General features: G+C 50.4%; 16 protein-coding genes and 1 pseudogene. 3 read left to right on the forward strand and 14 right to left on the reverse strand.

Annotated features, from left to right (window positions below; translation table 11 throughout):
• Positions 1-50: 50 nt before the first annotated feature.
• From amiB to nnr, 3 genes are read right to left on the reverse strand one after another with little or no spacing between them, the layout of a single operon-like run.
• Positions 51-1,721 (reverse strand): N-acetylmuramoyl-L-alanine amidase AmiB, encoded by a 1,671-nt coding sequence (gene amiB, locus DMB82_RS17740; RefSeq protein WP_116163116.1) that lies wholly within the window; start codon positions 1,719-1,721, stop codon positions 51-53.
• Positions 1,718-2,200 (reverse strand): tRNA (adenosine(37)-N6)-threonylcarbamoyltransferase complex ATPase subunit type 1 TsaE, encoded by a 483-nt coding sequence (gene tsaE, locus DMB82_RS17745; RefSeq protein ID WP_095700697.1) that lies wholly within the window; start codon positions 2,198-2,200, stop codon positions 1,718-1,720. The genes amiB and tsaE overlap by 4 nt, the downstream gene beginning before the upstream one ends.
• A 5-nt stretch (positions 2,201-2,205) precedes the next feature.
• Positions 2,206-3,774 carry a bifunctional ADP-dependent NAD(P)H-hydrate dehydratase/NAD(P)H-hydrate epimerase gene (nnr, locus tag DMB82_RS17750; protein ID WP_116163118.1) on the reverse strand — a complete coding sequence of 523 codons (1,569 nt, stop codon included), beginning with the start codon at positions 3,772-3,774 and terminating at the stop codon, positions 2,206-2,208.
• Between the two features lie 156 nt (positions 3,775-3,930).
• Here nnr and queG point away from each other — a divergent pair, with 156 nt between their 5' ends.
• On the forward strand, positions 3,931-5,070 hold the full coding sequence (gene queG / locus DMB82_RS17755) for a tRNA epoxyqueuosine(34) reductase QueG (RefSeq protein WP_095701973.1): 1,140 nt from the start codon (positions 3,931-3,933) through the stop codon (positions 5,068-5,070).
• Positions 5,071-5,365: 295 nt separating this feature from the next.
• Positions 5,366-5,614 (forward strand): hypothetical protein, encoded by a 249-nt coding sequence (locus DMB82_RS17760; protein WP_116163120.1) that lies wholly within the window; start codon positions 5,366-5,368, stop codon positions 5,612-5,614.
• Here the strand turns inward: DMB82_RS17760 and ahpF are convergent.
• Both ahpF and ahpC read right to left on the reverse strand, forming a co-directional pair.
• Positions 5,598-7,160 carry an alkyl hydroperoxide reductase subunit F gene (gene ahpF, locus DMB82_RS17765; RefSeq protein ID WP_102118535.1) on the reverse strand — a complete coding sequence of 521 codons (1,563 nt, stop codon included), beginning with the start codon at positions 7,158-7,160 and terminating at the stop codon, positions 5,598-5,600. The two genes, DMB82_RS17760 and ahpF, sit on opposite strands and share 17 nt — an antisense overlap.
• 143 nt (positions 7,161-7,303) lie before the next feature.
• Positions 7,304-7,867 carry an alkyl hydroperoxide reductase subunit C gene (ahpC, locus tag DMB82_RS17770; RefSeq protein WP_116163122.1) on the reverse strand — a complete coding sequence of 188 codons (564 nt, stop codon included), beginning with the start codon at positions 7,865-7,867 and terminating at the stop codon, positions 7,304-7,306.
• Positions 7,868-8,800: 933 nt separating this feature from the next.
• Here ahpC and DMB82_RS17775 point away from each other — a divergent pair.
• The gene (locus DMB82_RS17775) at positions 8,801-9,598 is read left to right on the forward strand and encodes a hypothetical protein (protein ID WP_116163156.1); all 798 of its coding nucleotides are present in this window, start codon (positions 8,801-8,803) and stop codon (positions 9,596-9,598) included.
• Positions 9,599-9,770: 172 nt separating this feature from the next.
• Here DMB82_RS17775 and DMB82_RS17780 read toward each other — a convergent pair whose 3' ends face one another.
• The 9 genes and pseudogenes from DMB82_RS17780 to DMB82_RS17815 all read right to left on the reverse strand — a co-directional run bounded on the left by DMB82_RS17780 (position 9,771) and on the right by DMB82_RS17815 (position 17,592).
• A complete protein-coding gene (locus DMB82_RS17780) occupies positions 9,771-11,036 on the reverse strand; it encodes an HlyD family secretion protein (RefSeq protein ID WP_116163124.1) in 1,266 nt (421 codons plus the stop codon).
• Positions 11,029-12,495, reverse strand: a complete 1,467-nt coding sequence (locus DMB82_RS17785) for a TolC family protein (protein WP_116163126.1) — start codon at positions 12,493-12,495, stop codon at positions 11,029-11,031. The genes DMB82_RS17780 and DMB82_RS17785 overlap by 8 nt, the downstream gene beginning before the upstream one ends.
• Positions 12,488-13,735 (reverse strand): ABC transporter permease, encoded by a 1,248-nt coding sequence (locus tag DMB82_RS17790; RefSeq protein ID WP_116163128.1) that lies wholly within the window; start codon positions 13,733-13,735, stop codon positions 12,488-12,490. Before DMB82_RS17790 ends, DMB82_RS17785 begins: the two co-directional genes overlap by 8 nt.
• The gene (locus DMB82_RS17795; RefSeq protein WP_116163132.1) at positions 13,728-14,429 is read right to left on the reverse strand and encodes an ABC transporter ATP-binding protein; all 702 of its coding nucleotides are present in this window, start codon (positions 14,427-14,429) and stop codon (positions 13,728-13,730) included. Before DMB82_RS17795 ends, DMB82_RS17790 begins: the two co-directional genes overlap by 8 nt.
• A gap of 288 nt (positions 14,430-14,717) precedes the next feature.
• The gene (locus tag DMB82_RS17800; protein WP_116155367.1) at positions 14,718-15,227 is read right to left on the reverse strand and encodes a hypothetical protein; all 510 of its coding nucleotides are present in this window, start codon (positions 15,225-15,227) and stop codon (positions 14,718-14,720) included.
• Between the two features lie 182 nt (positions 15,228-15,409).
• Positions 15,410-15,868, reverse strand: a complete 459-nt coding sequence (locus tag DMB82_RS17805; protein WP_116155366.1) for a flagellar protein FlhE — start codon at positions 15,866-15,868, stop codon at positions 15,410-15,412.
• A 267-nt stretch (positions 15,869-16,135) separates the two neighbouring features.
• Complete coding sequence (locus tag DMB82_RS20715) at positions 16,136-16,234, reverse strand: IS1 family transposase (RefSeq protein WP_420892633.1); 99 nt, start codon at positions 16,232-16,234, stop codon at positions 16,136-16,138.
• A pseudogene (locus DMB82_RS17810) lies at positions 16,220-16,540 on the reverse strand (ATP-binding cassette domain-containing protein); the annotation flags it as partial. The gene DMB82_RS20715 and the pseudogene DMB82_RS17810, both read right to left, overlap by 15 nt.
• A gap of 146 nt (positions 16,541-16,686) precedes the next feature.
• Positions 16,687-17,592, reverse strand: a complete 906-nt coding sequence (locus DMB82_RS17815) for a hypothetical protein (protein WP_116155365.1) — start codon at positions 17,590-17,592, stop codon at positions 16,687-16,689.
• Positions 17,593-17,683: the final 91 nt, after the last annotated feature.

Below are 17,683 nucleotides of genomic sequence, written 5' to 3' on the forward strand. Positions count from 1 at the left end.
GCGTATCCCTCTTACTATCCTCAATCTATCGACATCGTCAGCATGAAGAATCAGGCAGACGGAATAACCAGCGTTTGCCCCAACTGTACCGTGCCGGAGCGCATATTATTCGCCTGTTGGATCTCTTTCATGCTGACACCGTAACGGGCAGCAATCGCACTCAGGCTATCACCCTTTACGACCTTATGCTTCACTGGTGCTGCCTTTTTGGGCGCGGGCGTTGATGCCGTCTGCTTCGTCCCTGTCGCCGGAACATTCAAACGCTGCCCAACCCAGACGATGTCCTTGTTCAGCTTATTCACGCCACGCATAGCGGCGAGACTGACGCCATAACTCCGAGCAATCGAAGAGAGCGTTTCGCCACGTGCAACGGTATGGCGTGTGCTACCCGCACTCGCTTTTACCGCAGTTACGTTACTGTCTGGCGTTTCGGTATCACTTGCCGCCGACTGTAGTGGGCGGCTTTCCTGCTTTGGGAGAGATTGCATCGGGTGTGTTTGGAAATAACTTCTCAGCCCCTGATAAATCGCATTGGCGAGTTTTTCCTGATAGTCGTTACTCCCCAAGAGCCGCTCTTCCGAGACATTGGTGATAAACCCAGTCTCCACCAGTAGAGAGGGGATATCTGGCGAACGCAACACACCCAGACTGGCGTGCTCAGGGCGTCGTTTATGCAGCCCACCGACGCGCTGGAGCTCACGCAGCACCTTGGTCGCGACGTCATACCCCACTCGCTGAGAGTGACCGAATTGCAGATCCAACACCGCCTGACTGAGGTAAGGATCGGCACTGCTGTTCGCTAGTAGATCGCCCGCCCCGCCCAGCAGTTCAGACTGTTTCTCATGCTGCTCCAGCCAGTTTGCCATTTCACTGTTCGCACGGCGGTTGGACAGTACCCAAACAGACGCGCCTTTAGCATTACGGTTCGGCGCAGCATCCGCGTGAATCGACACTAACAGATTCGCACCCTGCTTACGCGCCACGTCCGAACGCCCCATAACGGAGATAAAGTAGTCGCCGTCACGCGTCAGCACGCCTTTAAAGGCCGGATCGCTATTCAGTAAGGCTTGTAACTTACGCGCGATAGAAATGGTGACATTTTTCTCCCGCAGCCCGTTCGTGCCAATCGCACCAGGATCTTGTCCACCGTGACCGGCATCAATCGCCACGACAATCCGTTCATTACCTTGTTGGACTGGCGCGCGGGTAGATGACGAACTGCTGTTGACCGCAACCGTCGATTTGTTACTAAACGGATTTTTTGCAGGTTCTGCCGGCGCACTATTTTGCTGCCGTGAAGCCGGAGGCGCTGAGACTTGTACCGTTTTCGCTTTATCACCCGTGATGGTGAAGACAACAACGTAGCCCGAACCTTCTTTTTGCGTCACTGCCCGCGTTTTCGCCGCCTGGGTTAAATCCAGCACCAAACGCAGGCTTTGTGCGTCCTGTGCGTTGCTGGTGCGCACACGTTTTATCAGATTTTGCCCGCTGAAATCCAACGGCAAGCCATTAATGACACCAGTCTGACGAATATCGATGACCACTCTGGCGGGGTTACTGAGCGGGAAAAAAGCATAAATAGGCTGACCGCTAAAGCTCAGGCGCACCGTGGCCTGGCCTGACGCATTATCCACCTTGATATCCGACAGATTGGCCGCCCACGCCGAGCTTGCCAGCAACAACCATACGCCGATGAACAGCGTAACCAGACGACTCATCATGATTCTGTTGTTCCTGGCTGAAGAGAAAAACGTTGTAACATCGCGTCTCCCGCCGCAGAGACAGCGGACAGTTCAGCCTGTCGGCCCTGATCCTGATAGCGCAAATGCAGTTCGATATCCGCATCGGGCAGCACGCCAGCCCCCTGCTGCGGCCATTCAATCAGACAAATGGCATCCTGTGTCAGGTAATCGCGGATCCCCATAAACTCCAACTCTTCCGGGTCGGCCAGTCGATAGAGATCAAAGTGGTAGACCGCCAGCGGCGATAACGCATAAGGCTCGACCAGCGTATAAGTGGGGCTTTTGACATTGCCCTGATGACCGCGCGCCTGTAGGAAACCGCGACTAAACGTCGTTTTCCCCGCACCGAGATCACCATAAAGGTGGATAACACAAGCACCGTCACAGGCTTTCGCCAGCGCCGTACCTAAAGAGATCGTTGCTGCCTCATCCGGCAGAAGTAAGACTATTTTTTTCATTCTATCTATTGTTCTAAAAACATCGGTTCTAAAAACATCGGCTCTAGAAACATCCGCTCGGGATTCACATATCGGAACAACACAGGCAATAAATCGGTTGCCAGCATACCTCGGGTGCCGCGTCGCGCTGCCAGCCAATCAGCCGCCGCACCATGTACGACACACCCTGCACAGGCAGCATCATACAGCGAGAGCTTTTGCGCCAGCAAACCGCCAACGATACCCGACAGCACATCCCCCATGCCACCTGTCGCCATGCCGGGGTTTCCCACATCAGCAATGGCAATCTCGTCTTGCTCGCTGGCAATCACCGTTCCCGCACCTTTCAATACGACAACACCACCATAACGTTTTACCAACCTTGTGGCCGCAAGTAAGCGATCACTTTCAATATCCGAGACGCGGCAATTCAATAAGCGTGCCGCCTCGCCGGGGTGAGGTGTCAGCACGCGATTCTGCCGCTTATGCGGATTGATTGCCAGCAGGTTAAGCGCATCCGCATCCCATAACATGGGTTTGTTACAATTTTCTGCCAGACGCAGTGCGCTTTTACCCCAGTCATCCTGCCCTAAACCAGGTCCAATCACCACGACATCGGCCCATTCCAGCCCCTGCCGCAGCGTCTCTGTCGTCAATTCTTGCACCATCAGCTCAGGCCGAGCCGTCAAAAACGCCGACTGATACTGTTTGTGAGTAAGTACTCGCACTAGCCCTGCACCGCTGTGTAACGCCGCATCAGCAGCCATCAATACCGCACCACCTAAGCCAGCGTTGCCACCTACCACCAGCAGCCTGCCGTTATCCCCTTTATGCTGTCCAGCCGGACGAGGCGTCAACCACCCGGGAAGTTGCGCTGCGGTCAGCCGCCGTATCGGCGCGGTTTGAGAGTCCAGCCACGCCTGCAATCCTAACGAATGATAATGTAATGTTCCGACGTGCTCACGGGCGCGACCGGTCAGTAGTCCCGGTTTCAGCGCGATAAACGTCACCGTCTGCGCCGCACCGATCGTTACGCCCGCACAAGCGCCAGTTTCGGCATGTAAGCCAGAGGGAATATCCAGTGAAATAATGGGAGCGGGATAGGCATTCGCCTGCGTCATTAACGCCGTATAAGGCGCGCGCGGTGCAGCGGACAGGCCGGTTCCTAACAGACCATCCACAATGAGATCGATCCCGTCCGGCCACGACATATCGCCATCCTGCGCACTAACTTCTTGAAGACGGCCACCCTGCTCCAGCCAGCGCTGCCGGGCAAGATGAGCCTCGTCAGGCAGCGGCTTATCACTGGCGCAAGCAACGACATCGACCTTAATGCCCGCCGCCAGCGCCAAACTGGCGACCACATATGCATCGCCGCCGTTATTACCGTGTCCAGCCAGCACCCGCCAGCGTCGAGCCGAGGGATAGCATTGGCGAGCCACCTGAAATGCGGCTTCTCCCGCACGCTGCATGAGTTCCCACAGCGAAAGCCCCAACTCGCTGGCCGCTCTGGCTTCTTCACGGCGCACCCACTCGGCGTAAAACACCGAGTCAGGCAACTCATCCTCTCGCTTCCAGTCGTGACCCGTCATCATCTGCTCTTAGTTTTCATTACAATTTTTTCATTACAATGACTTAAAATTAGCAAGCAACCTAAACGACCGCCAGCATTCCGCGCATCTCAGCAGGCATCGGCTCTGCGGCACGAATATGGTAACATCAGCACGTCTTGTTTATTTCTGTGGCCCATCATGTCATACCCCTACGATCTCAACGAATTAGCGCAACACATCAAACAATGGGGACAGGCATTGGGCTTCCAGCAGGTCGGCATCTGCGACACCGATTTGTCCGCAGAAGAGCCTCGACTTCAGGATTGGCTGGATAAGCAATACCACGGGGAAATGGACTGGATGGCGCGCCACGGTATGCTGCGGGCGCGTCCGCATGAGCTGCTGCCTGGGACACTGCGCGTCATCAGCGTACGTATGAATTATCTTCCCGCCAAAGCCGCCTTCGCCAGCACCTTAAAGAACCCAGAGCTCGGCTACGTTAGCCGCTATGCACTGGGTCGCGATTACCACAAGCTGCTGCGCCAGCGTCTGAAAAAGCTCGGCGACCAGATTCAGGAATACTGCGGTGAATTGAATTTTCGTCCCTTTGTCGATTCCGCCCCCATTATGGAACGCCCTTTGGCTGCAAAAGCTGGGCTTGGCTGGGTTGGTAAACACTCACTCATTCTGAACAGAGAAGCCGGTTCATGGTTCTTTCTGGGTGAACTGCTGATCGATTTACCCCTGCCCGTCGATCGGCCACAGGAAGAACAGTGCGGCCGATGCGTCGCCTGCATGACCACCTGCCCAACTGGCGCGATTGTCGCCCCTTACACCGTGGATGCCCGCCGCTGTATTTCCTATCTGACTATCGAATTGGAAGGTCCGATTCCTGAAGAATTTCGTCCGCTCATGGGCAATCGCATCTATGGTTGCGATGACTGCCAGCTGATTTGCCCGTGGAATCGGTTTTCACAGCTTACCGACGAGGCGGATTTCAGCCCACGTGCCGCGCTGCATACGCCAGAGCTGCTGACGCTATTCGGCTGGAATGAAGAGAAATTTCTGCGCATTACGGAAGGATCGCCGATCCGGCGCATCGGCCATCTCCGCTGGCTACGCAATATTGCCGTCGCACTGGGGAATGCTCCCTATCAGGATAGTATCGTGCTGGCGCTGCAGGCCCGTCTGGGTGAAAGCGAACTGTTGGATGAACATATCCACTGGGCGATTCGTCAGCAGTTGGAACGTCGCGCGTTACTGGAAATTGACGTCCAGTCCACACAGAAAAAACGACTTATTCGTGCAGTAGAGAAAGGATTACCGCGTGATGCGTGAGCCGCTCAAAACTGTTGTCATCAGTTTGTCGCACGCGCTGTGAATAAATAAAAAAAACCGTTGCCAATCAACTGTCACAAAAAGTACAAGCGATAGTGATAATGTTTTATAAGTAAAATTTATAAATAGATATCAATAAGATACTCTACAGTATTTTATCAACAATATAGCGTGATTAATAAATAACCAACAGACGGCCTGTGGATAAGTCTGTTAAGAAGAATATTATTTTTTGTATTAACTGATAAAAAATGATGTGGATTTGAGGTAACGCTTGCGCTCGAAACAGGATGCTATGTGGACAGTAAAAAAACGGGCAACAGCACAAAGCGGCGTGCATTATGAATTTCTTATTGTCCTTTGGCAAGGGCTGAAATCTACTTTTTACGATCGAAAGAAAAATTTTACGATCAAAGCAAAAACGCGGCGACACTTCTATGAAGCATCACCGCGTAGAACATTAAGATCGTCGTCAGAGAAGCAGAAGGATGGCAAATATGCTCACCTTCGCCCTCAACTGGCCGATGTTATGCACGGGTTCTGATCAGGTAATCGAAGGCGCTCAAGGACGCTTTTGCTCCTTCACCCGTCGCGATAATGATCTGCTTATACGGCACCGTCGTACAGTCACCGGCAGCAAAGATCCCTTTCACGCTGGTTTCGCACTTAGCATCGATCTCAATTTCACCGATGCGGTTTCTGGCTACCGTACCTTCCAGCCAGTGGGTGTTAGGCAACAGGCCAATTTGTACGAAGATCCCTTCCAGCGCTAAATCGTGTACCGTATCGGTAAGACGATCTTTATAGCTCAGCCCCGTCACCTTCTGCCCATCGCCTTTCACTTCTGTGGTCTGCGCATTCAGAATGATGTCAACATTCGGCAAGCTACGCACTTTTTCCTGTAATACAGAATCCGCTTTCAGTTCTGGAGCAAACTCAAGCAACGTAACATGTTTCACCACGCCAGCCAGATCGATAGCCGCTTCGACACCGGAGTTTCCGCCGCCAATCACCGCGACGTGCTTGCCTTTAAACAGCGGGCCATCACAGTGCGGACAGTATGTTACGCCGCGCGTACGGTACTGATCTTCACCGGGTACATTCATGTTTCTCCAGCGCGCGCCGGTCGCAATGATCACACTGCGCGCTTTTAGCGTCGCACCGGATACGGTAATCACCTGATGCGGTTTACCCGGTTCGCCACCAGGAATTAAGGCTTCTGCGCTCTGCGCGTCGATCACGTCGACATCGTAGTCATCAACATGACTCTTCAGCGCCGTCGCCAGTTTGGCACCTTCCGTTTTCGGCACGGAAATATAGTTTTCGATATCAACGGTATCCAATACCTGACCGCCAAAACGCTCACCGACCAACCCGGTACGAATGCCTTTACGCGCCGAATAAACCGCAGCGGCGGCCCCCGCTGGGCCGCTACCGATGATTAATACATCATAGACGTCACGCTGATTCAGCTTCTCAACCTGTTTAGCGCCCGCGCCAGTATCGATTTTCGTCACAATCTCAGCCAGGCTCGTCCGCCCCTGACTGAAGTGCTCGCCATTCAGGAAAACGGTCGGAACGCCCATCACATTACGGCTTTGGATCTCATCCTGGAACACACCACCATCAATCGCGGTATGGGTGATATTTGGATTCAAGACCGCCATTAAATTCAGCGCCTGCACCACGTCCGGGCAGTTGTGGCAGGACAGTGAGTAATAGGTTTCAAAGTGGAATGAACCGTCGAGATGGCGGATTTGATCGAGTAATTCTTTCGCTTCTTTCGACGGATGACCGCCCACCTGCAATAACGCCAGAATCAGGGAGGTAAATTCGTGTCCCATTGGCGCACCGGCAAAACGCGGGCCACTTTGGGAATCTGGATTGGTAATCAGGAATGAAGGCTTACGTACTGCCAAATCATTCTTTTCAATAAAACTTACCCGATCGGACAGCTCGGCAATCTCAGCCAGCAGGGTTCTGACTTCGGTAGATTTAGCAGAGTCATCCAGAGTCGCAATCAACTCAACAGGTTTGGTTAATTTTTCCAGATAGGCTTTCAACTGGACTTTCATCGTATTGTCGAGCATTGGTCGTCCTTAATTAGGCAAGTAGGTACAAAGGCAAAATCGTGCAGGGTGCTGGCCCCAAAAGCCGGGCCAGAAAAATCGGGTGCAACGCACCCGACAAAAAAGGCCATGTTTTCTACAGTTATGTTTTCCGAGGTGTTAGCTTAGATTTTGCCAACCAGATCCAGAGACGGTGCCAGCGTAGCCTCGCCTTCTTTCCACTTGGCTGGGCACACTTCGCCTGGGTGAGACGCCACGTACTGCGCCGCTTTCACTTTACGCAGCAGGTCAGAGGCATCGCGGCCAATACCTTCCGCCGTGATTTCTACCGCCTGGATGATGCCCTGTGGGTCAACGATGAACGTACCGCGATCGGCCAGACCTTCTGCTTCGCGCATGTTTTCAAAGTTACGCGTCAGCTGGCCCGTTGGGTCACCGATCATGGTGTATTTGATTTTGCCAATGGTTTCAGAGCTGCTGTGCCACGCTTTGTGCGTGAAGTGGGTATCGGTGGAAACAGAGTAGATTTCCACGCCACGCTCTTGGAATTCGTCGTAGTGGTCAGCGACATCACCCAGTTCGGTCGGGCAGACAAACGTAAAGTCAGCCGGATAGAAGAAGAACACGCTCCATTTGCCTTCGATGTTCTTCTCAGTCACTTCAATGAATTGACCGTCTTTGAAAGCCATGTTTTTGAATGGTTTAACTTGGGTATTGATTACTGACATCACTTTATCCTCATGTGTTTTCGCATGTGGCTAAAGTACAGAAACGTGATCGCTATCACCAATCCGTTGTCTTTATCGAATCAATAAGTAATACCGACTAGCTATTCGAGTTTCAGGACAAAACGTTAACATTTTGAACAACGCAACGCGTTGGCGGGCTAGGGAGAAGGAGACACACACGCATGCGTGTCGAATATCGTAGCCAATGTACATGCCGCTTGAAGTATGACGGGTATCAGGGCGAAATCAGGGATAAACGCTTTTCCAGACAGATCGGGTGGTGGTTTACAAACGTTGTCATCACTCAAATGATGTGGGGTAGCGCGATGAATAATATGGATAACCTACAGAAAAACTCTCCAGCTATTACGCTCCGGTGACATGTTTGTCACACCATATTTTCCCGCTATAACGCCATGAGAAAGGGCTCTAAAATTCAGCTCATTCAGAATAAACAGTATTAAACTATTAGCAATGAATATAATTTAATGGAAATAATATTAAAACAAAAAATAACTGGAATTGGATATATTCACTTAAGTTAGCTAGATATTTAAATCTCCCACAAAAAAATTAAAGTTATTTAAATAAATTGCCGATTTTATACCAATACCCATATCGCGGTTTCGACGTGAGTTCAATGCACGTTCGCTACAAGATTGGAACTAAAGTCTGTCAATTTGATATGACCTATAGTGTAAAATACGTTCTGGGGAATAAAATCCCACAGTGGACGAAGAGTACAACGCCAAGCAACGGTGCTCGATGCGATCTGCGAGTCACTTATGCCAGTGTCACAACTTATGATTCAGATGTTGAAATCACCATGAGATAGAACCACTCAGGTGAAGCATTTACATGAGTAAATTGGATAAGCCACCTTTTAGCGTGGCTTATCCTTCAGATATCAGCCTGCTACCTGGAAACCTGAAGATGATTAATTTAAATAACCTTCCCGCCACCAAAAGCATTGATGTTAGAGACACGGCAAAAACAAACTCATCTGCGGTAACAGGCAACACGTCGAACAAAACGACGTCATCCGTATCCTCAAATGAATCAACAACAAAAGATAAAAGCAGCGTATCGTCGCTTGCACGACAGTTAAGTGATGCCGCAACACGCGCAGAAGCAAGGGATAGCAGCAATAGCCGTGGAAAACTGGCGTCATATGCACATTCAGTCATTGAGGAACTGGCTGGTAGCAGCTATGAAAGCCGCCGAAAAGCGCTAGCTGAAGAATTACCGGATACTGACGACCCGCAATTACTTGCTCGCGCAAAGCAAGCTAATGACTTCGCTAACGGTCATGGCTCAAACCCCTTTAAAGGACTCTCCCGCGATCAGCTCTCACTCATTATTTACGATGATAGCAATACTTTTACCGTCAACGAGCGCAGAGCAGCACTGCATGAATCAAATGAAATAGAAAGCGCCTGGAGCCATCGAGTCGTAGCGCAAAGCAAGCAAGAATGGAATCGAGGGGAATTTAAACAAACCGAGTTCTTCAAACTTGTTCTGGAACACTATGAAGGCTTGCCGCTAATCGAACAGGTGCAGGCTCCCGCCAACTACGAGTCTCGACTCAAACATCTAATCAAAATGGATTACAACTTTGTGACCGGCGAGCCAGGGAAAAATGCGAACCCGCTGAACAATCTGTTCGACCTGCTTTTACCACGTAATATTCCAATAGGAAGCAATACAGCCACTACAGGAAAGGCTGAATAAGCCCAATCAATAATCCTACAGTCGCTAATTTTCGAGGCGGGTGTTCAGGGGAAATAAACGGCAATCATGTGCTGGCGCCCCTAATACCCACTTCTGGGTCAAAAAATAGAAACCGACATACTCGCAATTATCGTTTCTCGTGTTTGGCACACGCACATGCCTAAATCAATAATTAAGGAATCTGTACTTCACCCGCCTCCAGCCCGGAAATTTCTACGCCCTGTGCCACCGTTTTCCCTAACGTCACGTTGATTTTCTTTGGTGGTGTGTCAGCAGTCGGACGGTAAATCACATAGACATGACCATTCTCATCGGTATGCAGAGCCTGTGCAGGCACCGCGATACCGTGCTCATTGCGATAGACAATAATAGCCAGCCGTGCGCTCATCCCCAGTCGAATATTTTGCCTTAAATCTGCCAACGGCGTATCAAGTGACACCACCACATCATAGTAAGCACCACTGCCTGACATCTCAGCAGCATCAGCCTGCATATCAATCGAAGCAACCTTTCCCGTCAGGGTCTGTCCGGCAAACCCATCCCCTGTGACGTTAACCGTCATCCCCTCTTGCAGTTGATGCAGATCCGTTTCCTCTACCCGAGTCGCCACCTGAAAACGGTCCTGAGCAATGACGCCAAACAGCGACGCTCCCTGGCTGACCAGCAAACCAGATTGGATAACCACTGGTTTGCCGTTATCAGGCGTAGCCGGGCGTACCACAAAACCGCTAAACGGTGCCTTGACGGTCTGCCGTTCAACCTGAGTAGCCAGCGTCTGATAGCGCACCTGTGCGTTGGTCAACTCCATCTCCGCAATCTTACGATCCTCACCGTTCCCACGCGCCAGCACCGTTCGCAACTCCTCTTGTGCTGCAATCAGATCCTGCTCCTGCGAACGAATTTGCTGCTTTAACGTATCAACCTCCATACGCGCGACGATGCCACGCTCGAACAACGCCTGTGTATCCCGAAGATTGGCTTGCGTATTGCTAAAAGTAGACCGAGCTGAGCTTACCGCACGCCGCGCACGTGATACCTCAGCACTTTGCTCCCACTGCCTGAGCAATTGTACCTCGCGCTGCGTCTTGAGCAATTCGGCCTGCGCTTGACGTAACTGAATCTCAATTTGCCCAGGGTCCAGTATTAGTAACGTTTGCCCTTGCTCAACTCGTTGGCCCTCACGCACCAGTACCTCGCGGATAATGCCTTCAAAAGGAGCCGCCAGCGTTGTCTGCTTCGCGGCCTGAATGCGTCCAACCAATCCTAATTGATTCTCCAATAATTGGGGTTGGACAGGTAACCATTGCCCCTGAAGCGCGCTTTCCTGTTCATTCGCGCGCCCTGCCAGCAGCCAAGTGAGCATGCCGAACGCCACAATCAACAGCAATACAATAAGGTGACGCCGACGCAGTCGAGACCAAAAGTGATGCCTAATCATTGAGTGCGATATCCCAGCTTTGTAATGTTGTGCCCAGCGTCTCATCCAGTTCAGCTTGCGCATTGAGGTAGCCAATCAGCGCATTGAGACGGGCGTTTTCAGCGTTGCGTAAATCGTTCTCGAAGCTCAGCACCTGAAAGTTACTGGAACGCCCAACCGTGAGCTTTTCTCGTTCAATGTCCAGCTTGCGGCGCGATAAATCCCGCGCGCGTTGGGAGATCTCGAACTGCCGCCAGCGCGTACCGATATCACGCACCGCATTGGTAACATCGCGTTCAAGCTGCTGCCTGACTTCATCCAGTTGAATATGCTGGTTACGCACATTGACTCGCGCTTGCACCTCCGCCTGACGGGTACTCAGATCGCCGATAGGGATCTCCACCTGCACACCAACATAATTCTCCCAGGTTCGTGAGGTACTGCTCTGTGCTGCGCGGTCGCGCACCTGACTCGCGCCCCCGATTAGCGAGATATCCCACAGGCGATCGTTACGTGCCACCGCCAGACCGAGTGCAGCCTGCTCATTAGCGATGAGCTGGGCGAGATAAGCCGGTCGGGAGGCTTCGGCCTGTTTCAATGCCTGTGCGGCGTTGACATCAACGCGCTGTGCCTGCATCGATTCCGTTGCCACAACCAGCGTATTTAGATCCAGTGCCAGAAGTTGCAGCAATGCAAGGCGCGCAGTATCCAGCTGGTTTCTGGCTTCCTCATGCGCCAGCTCCTGTGTGGCAACTTCCGCTTCGGTTTGCACAATTTCAAATTCAGCCATGCGCCCTGCGGCAATCATCGCACGGTTGACCTCAACCAGTTCGCGTGCTCGTGTCAGCGCATCACGAGCGATTTGCAGTTGCTCCTGCGAGCGCAGCAGTTCCCGATAGGCGGCGATAATCTGGGTAATCGTCTGTGAAACAGTGGATTTCAGCGTCAAACGATTTAACTGCTCAGTCAGCTGTGCAATATGAACGGGGGCAGTCGTGACATCTTTACCGGCACCGCGAAGCAAAGGCTGAATCACCGTGATGTTGGCACCATCGTTACGTGACAGCCCCGCGCTATCAGCCTGCGTGTGGCGGTAGGTCCAACCAAGGCTAAAACGGGTGCCATACGGCGTGAGCAGTGTCGACGTCGGCGTTAAATTGCCCTGCCGATAACGATCGCTTTGGTTACGATTGGAAAGGTAGCTGCCCGTCAGCGATAGTTTGGGAGTAAAACGATCCTCCGCAACACGAAGATCAAATTTCTGCGCAACACGATCCAGATAGGCGCTACGGATCGCACGGTTGTCACGCAATCCAAGATAAATCGCATCGCTCAGCGTGAGATCGATAGTTTGTGCATTCAGAGATGTACTGACTGTCGCCAGACCCTGTCGCGTCGCCTGAGAAGGAGTCAAATCCGTTTCTGCATACCCTTGATGGGCTGAAAACAAAATCAGTAAACACAGGATAGATTTACGCATCGCGTAGCGCCTGCACAGGTTCGAGCCGAGCCGCAGTCATTGCTGGGTTAAGCCCAAAAAACAGACCAATCGCCAATGAACTGCCAATGCCAAGGGGAAGTGACAATACCGAAAGTGAAAAGGCTGACCAGTCTGAAAAAAAGACAAACAGCCACGCCGCCGCAACGCCACACACCGCACCGATTAGGGCTCCACAAGCGGACAACACAACAGCCTCCAGCAAAAACAGCCCCGCAATATCGCGCGGTCGCGCGCCCAGCGCCATACGAACACCGATTTCACGACGGCGTTCAGACACGTTCATCACCATGACGTTCATTACTCCTACCCCACCCACCAGCAAGGAAATCCCTCCCAGCCCCGCCAGCAGCCATGAAAACATGCGGGACTGTTGCGCCATTCCCTCCAGTAGCTGCTGTGGGATTTGTACACCGATATCAAGTTTCGGCATCAGGGGGGACAAATAATCCTTTAACTGCGCTCCCGTTTGCATCAGCGTATCGCTGCTGCTGCTGCGTGCAATCACGCTGACGATTTGTGGCGCAGGCATGACACGGCGCATACCTGAGATAGGCATCAGAATAGAGTCATCAACTGAGATGGGAACCAGAGGGTTGTGTCCCTGTGGCTGAAGGATTCCCACAATCTCAAACAAGTATCTACTCACCTGCACGCGCTCACCCAAGGCGGCTACGCCACCCTGCGATGCCCACTGTTCCGCAACATTCGCCCCCAACACGATGTAGGTACTTTGCTCATCGAAGTCACTCAGGTAGCGGCCCTGCGCAAGCTTCAGCGCTAATACGTCCGACAATTCCGCTCTGCTCCCCACCACCATAGTGCTGAGTGAACGGCCGCGCAGCCGAGCCTCGGTGGAAGTAACAATTAACGCGGTTGCCGCCTTGATATCAGGCAGATTTTGTCGCAACGCGGGGATATCGAGGTCAGCGGGAGCCGAGCCAATTGCATGACTCCCCACCCGGTTCTGAACGGAGGCAACCAGCAGGTCACTGCCCATGCCTCGGAATACGCCCATGGCTTCGGCTTCTGCGTTGTGTCCGATGTTAAGCAAAGCGACAACCGATCCACATCCAACCGCAATCCCCAGTAGAGCCAGAACAGCACGCCGCCCAAGAAGAATAAGGCTGTTCAACGGCTCGAGCAGACGCTGTTGCAGTGAAGGGCCATAGTGGTATCGGCGCACCTGACGATCTTCCATCCGTGAACGAGAATCAGACATGATTCACCTCATAGATTCGACCATCTTGTACCTGAATGCGTCGGGTCATACGGCAAGCCATGCCTTTATCATGCGTCACCATCACGAGCGTCGTCCCCTGTTCGCGGTTCAATGCCAGCAATAGCGTGATGATGTCATCGGCCGTTTGGCTATCGAGATTGCCAGTCGGTTCATCCGCCAGCAAAAGTGCGGGTTCACCAACCAGTGCTCGCGCAATTGCCACCCTCTGGCGCTGGCCGCCAGAGAGGTCGGCTGGCCTATGGTGGGTTCGTTCTGCAAGGCCAACACGCGCCAGCTGTACTTGAGCAGCTTGCCGGGCGGCCTGCCGCGAGACGCCACGATAGGTCAGGGGAAGCGCGACGTTATCCAACGCATCCAGACGCGGCAGTAAATTAAAACTCTGGAAGACAAAACCAATGACTTGATTACGCACGATCGCACGGTCATCGGCACTCGCCTGAGACATATCTTGCCCAGCAAGTAATAAACGCCCAGATACGGGCTGATCGAGTAAACCGATGATATTGAGCAAGGTACTTTTGCCAGAACCCGATGCGCCCACAATCGCACAGCTTTGCCCGGCAGGAATGGACAGTGAAATATCGTGCAGCACCGCTTGAGAGGAAGCTCCGGTACTGTAGGTGTGTGAAATACCTTGTAAACAGATCAGATCCGTTACTCTTTCATCAGACATCCTTGCCTCTTTACTGATCCCCGAAAGCATCACAGTGGTCGAATTATCCTACTGTTTGTGCTTTAGGAAAAGCACTCGACACAATAATTTAGCTACCTCTCTTATTACTCTGTATTGCCGAAATATTCATCCTATATACCCTAAAAATTTCGAGTTTTAGGATCAAATGTTAGCGTTTTGAACAACGCAAAGCGTCGGAGACGCACACCAGTGTATAGAATGACGAGCCAACGCATGCAACTTAACCTATTATGGGTATAAAACTCTTTGAGTAATAAACTACCCTTCTTAGTTCGGCCAATTTATCTTTCTTAGAAAATGTTCTGGTTGCTGGCTCATATGCGTCTGAATTTTTAAATAAATATCTGAAGATGAAGAACCCTTCGCTCGCTCATCATGATATATACGCGTTGTTTCCGCTAATACGGCTTGATCCCATTCAGCAAATTTAGCAGCCGATTCAGGTGTTACTTTCTCCCCCGTATAGGAGTTAACTATATCAGGATAATGCTCAAGAGAAATTAACTCTCCTGAATGACGCGGTGTTGCGTAGGCCTCTTTAATGTAAGAATCAACTTCATTCTGATCGGTACGGCTACGCAGTTCTTGGTACTTGCTAAAGATTGAATCAGGGAGTGTAGCCTGCTGCTGTGCCTGAGATGAAAGCGACACCTTGGTGCTAAATGTTGAGACAATTGATTGATTAACTTCACCTTCATTATCAATTAGGGGGGGATTTCGCTTTTCAGAGCCAGTAGTAGAAAGGATGCCTGATGTTAGCTCAATTTTTGATAACACTTTTATATCTCCCAAAATCACACTATATTTTACAGTAGCCTATATTCGTCATACTTCAAATTGCATATGCGTTGGCTGCGTTCACTCACCCGAATCACTTACCTAAGTAAGCTCATCGGTATTCCTTCTCTTGCCGCCTGCCTGAAACTCGAATTATTTAGGGTATAGCTTACGATTGCTGTTTATTGATTATTTTGCCAATTTACCGTTACCTGAGTTGTTCCTGACCCATAAATAGATCCGATAGTTGAACGACTATTCACACGATAGTACAAAAAGAATGGTGTCGTTGCAGGCTTGTCTCGAAACACCTCGGTAGAACCCGAGTTCATGTTCGATATATCAAAACAAGTAGAAGTATTACCTTGACATAAATAAACGATTAACGTCCCTTTATTCCCGACCTGAAGCTGTCCTAGCGCATAATTCCAGTAAATGCGAGTTACCTTAGCATTTGATGGTGGAAGTATGCTCGATGATATTGGAAAATTAAATTGGTTCCAAAAATTTGCAGAGTGAACATCCATGCTTGCCATAGGTGCCGCAGTGTAAGCACCACTAATAGCATGTGCAGAATTCGATAAGAAAAAAGAAGATAATGAGAGTAAAGCAATAACTGAAGCAGCCTTGATAGTTTTCATAGCATTCCCTTAAATGAAAAAATAAATTTATTTATATCACATAGAAAATAATTGTCAAAAAACATCCAAACAAAAAAAATTAAAAATATCAAAGTTAATAATTGACACAAAAATTATATTTATCTAAACCAGTTACAGTTTTACCAACTATACCCAATAAACCTCAAGATGCAGGTTTGAGCACCTGAAAACGATCGTGAATGCGGGGCGTCAGCGATCCCGATATTGCTGGCAATGTCGTTGAGAAAAAATTGGTGATGCATCCAATTAGTAGAACATGTAATTCTCGATGAAGGAACTGATGAATTTTTCATGCAATTCAATCGAGCGTGGGAAGCAGATTGTTTTTCGGTCCAGACGCGGCAGTAAATTAAAACTCTGGAAGACAAAACCAATGACTTGATTACGCACGATCGCACGGTCATCGGCACTCGCCTGAGACATATCTTGCCCAGCAAGTAATAAACGCCCAGATACGGGCTGATCGAGTAAACCGATGATATTGAGCAAGGTACTTTTGCCAGAACCCGATGCGCCCACAATCGCACAGCTTTGCCCGGCAGGAATGGACAGTGAAATATCGTGCAGCACCGCTTGAGAGGAAGCTCCGGTACTGTAGGTGTGTGAAATACCTTGTAAACAGATCAGGTCCGTTACTCTTTCATCAGACATCCTTGCCTCTTTTCTGATCCCCGAAAGCATCACAGTGGTCGAATTATCCTACTGTTTGTGCTTTCTCCATCGTTGGTTAACCCACTCATGAGTTTCCAACGAATAAAGATACTCTTTATATAATTATCCTAAGATTCACGCTAACGCTATTGCAAAAAATTCAGCCACCAGCGTCGAATACTTGCCTCACTGGTTTCAGCGGAACGTAGGATATCGATAATAGAATGAGCACCTTCGACAAGGCGCTGAACAGGTTCTCCATTAACCATCTCAAACCCATTTTTGCGTCCAGTCTCTGTAATGATAAAAACACCATCTACAGAACGCACATTCGGCTCTTCGACAGAAAGCACAGCCTCACTGGAAGTTTCGATAATAAAGTTATCCTTCCCTTGATGTGTGTACGTAGAGAATTTCGCATCAATAGATTGGCCCGCTTCAAGAGCGTCCGAACCAAATTTATTGACCACCTGTTCAAGAAACGCGAAATCTGTACGGTGATTGAATGAAAAACCAGGATCGAGCTGATAACGCAGAAACCCTTGATCCAAACTCGTAGATGATAGACCTTGTCCCGTTAGAATTCGCGTGGCCGTCGCATTATCGGAATCAGTGAAATGAAAACGTTGTGCATGCCCATTCACATCATACATCCCTCCATCATTTACATTCGCCATCACACCACCGAACATACGATAACTCCCTAGATCGCTAGCAAGATCATCAACATAGCTCAAATCCACGCTCTGTTGTTGTGCTTGAGAATAGAGTTCGGAGAGCATCTCACGATCGCTACGGGTAAGAAAATGGCTGGAAGGCAAAGACATGGTGGCCTGTGTCAATTGCGTTTGCACTGAGGGCTCAGAATTCGAATCGCCAAACAATCGGGACAGCATAATCGCTTTACCGCTGAGTGTAATTTGCCCGGAAGTTGAGGAAGCTTGACCTTGCGCGCTTGCCGTTTGTGAAGCCGATGATGTTTTTGATTTTTTAATAGTATTTTCTGAATTCGTCGTCTGGGTATAAGCCGTTGATGCCGTGCTGACTTTCATTGTGTATGTCTCTTTTGTATTTTTAGCCGAAATTAAGTGGCAATAGCAGCACTATCGCCACAGACGAATGCAAACAAAAGATTAGTAGCTA

The sequence above is a fragment of the Pectobacterium aquaticum genome (assembly GCF_003382565.3).
GTDB lineage: Bacteria > Pseudomonadota > Gammaproteobacteria > Enterobacterales > Enterobacteriaceae > Pectobacterium > Pectobacterium aquaticum.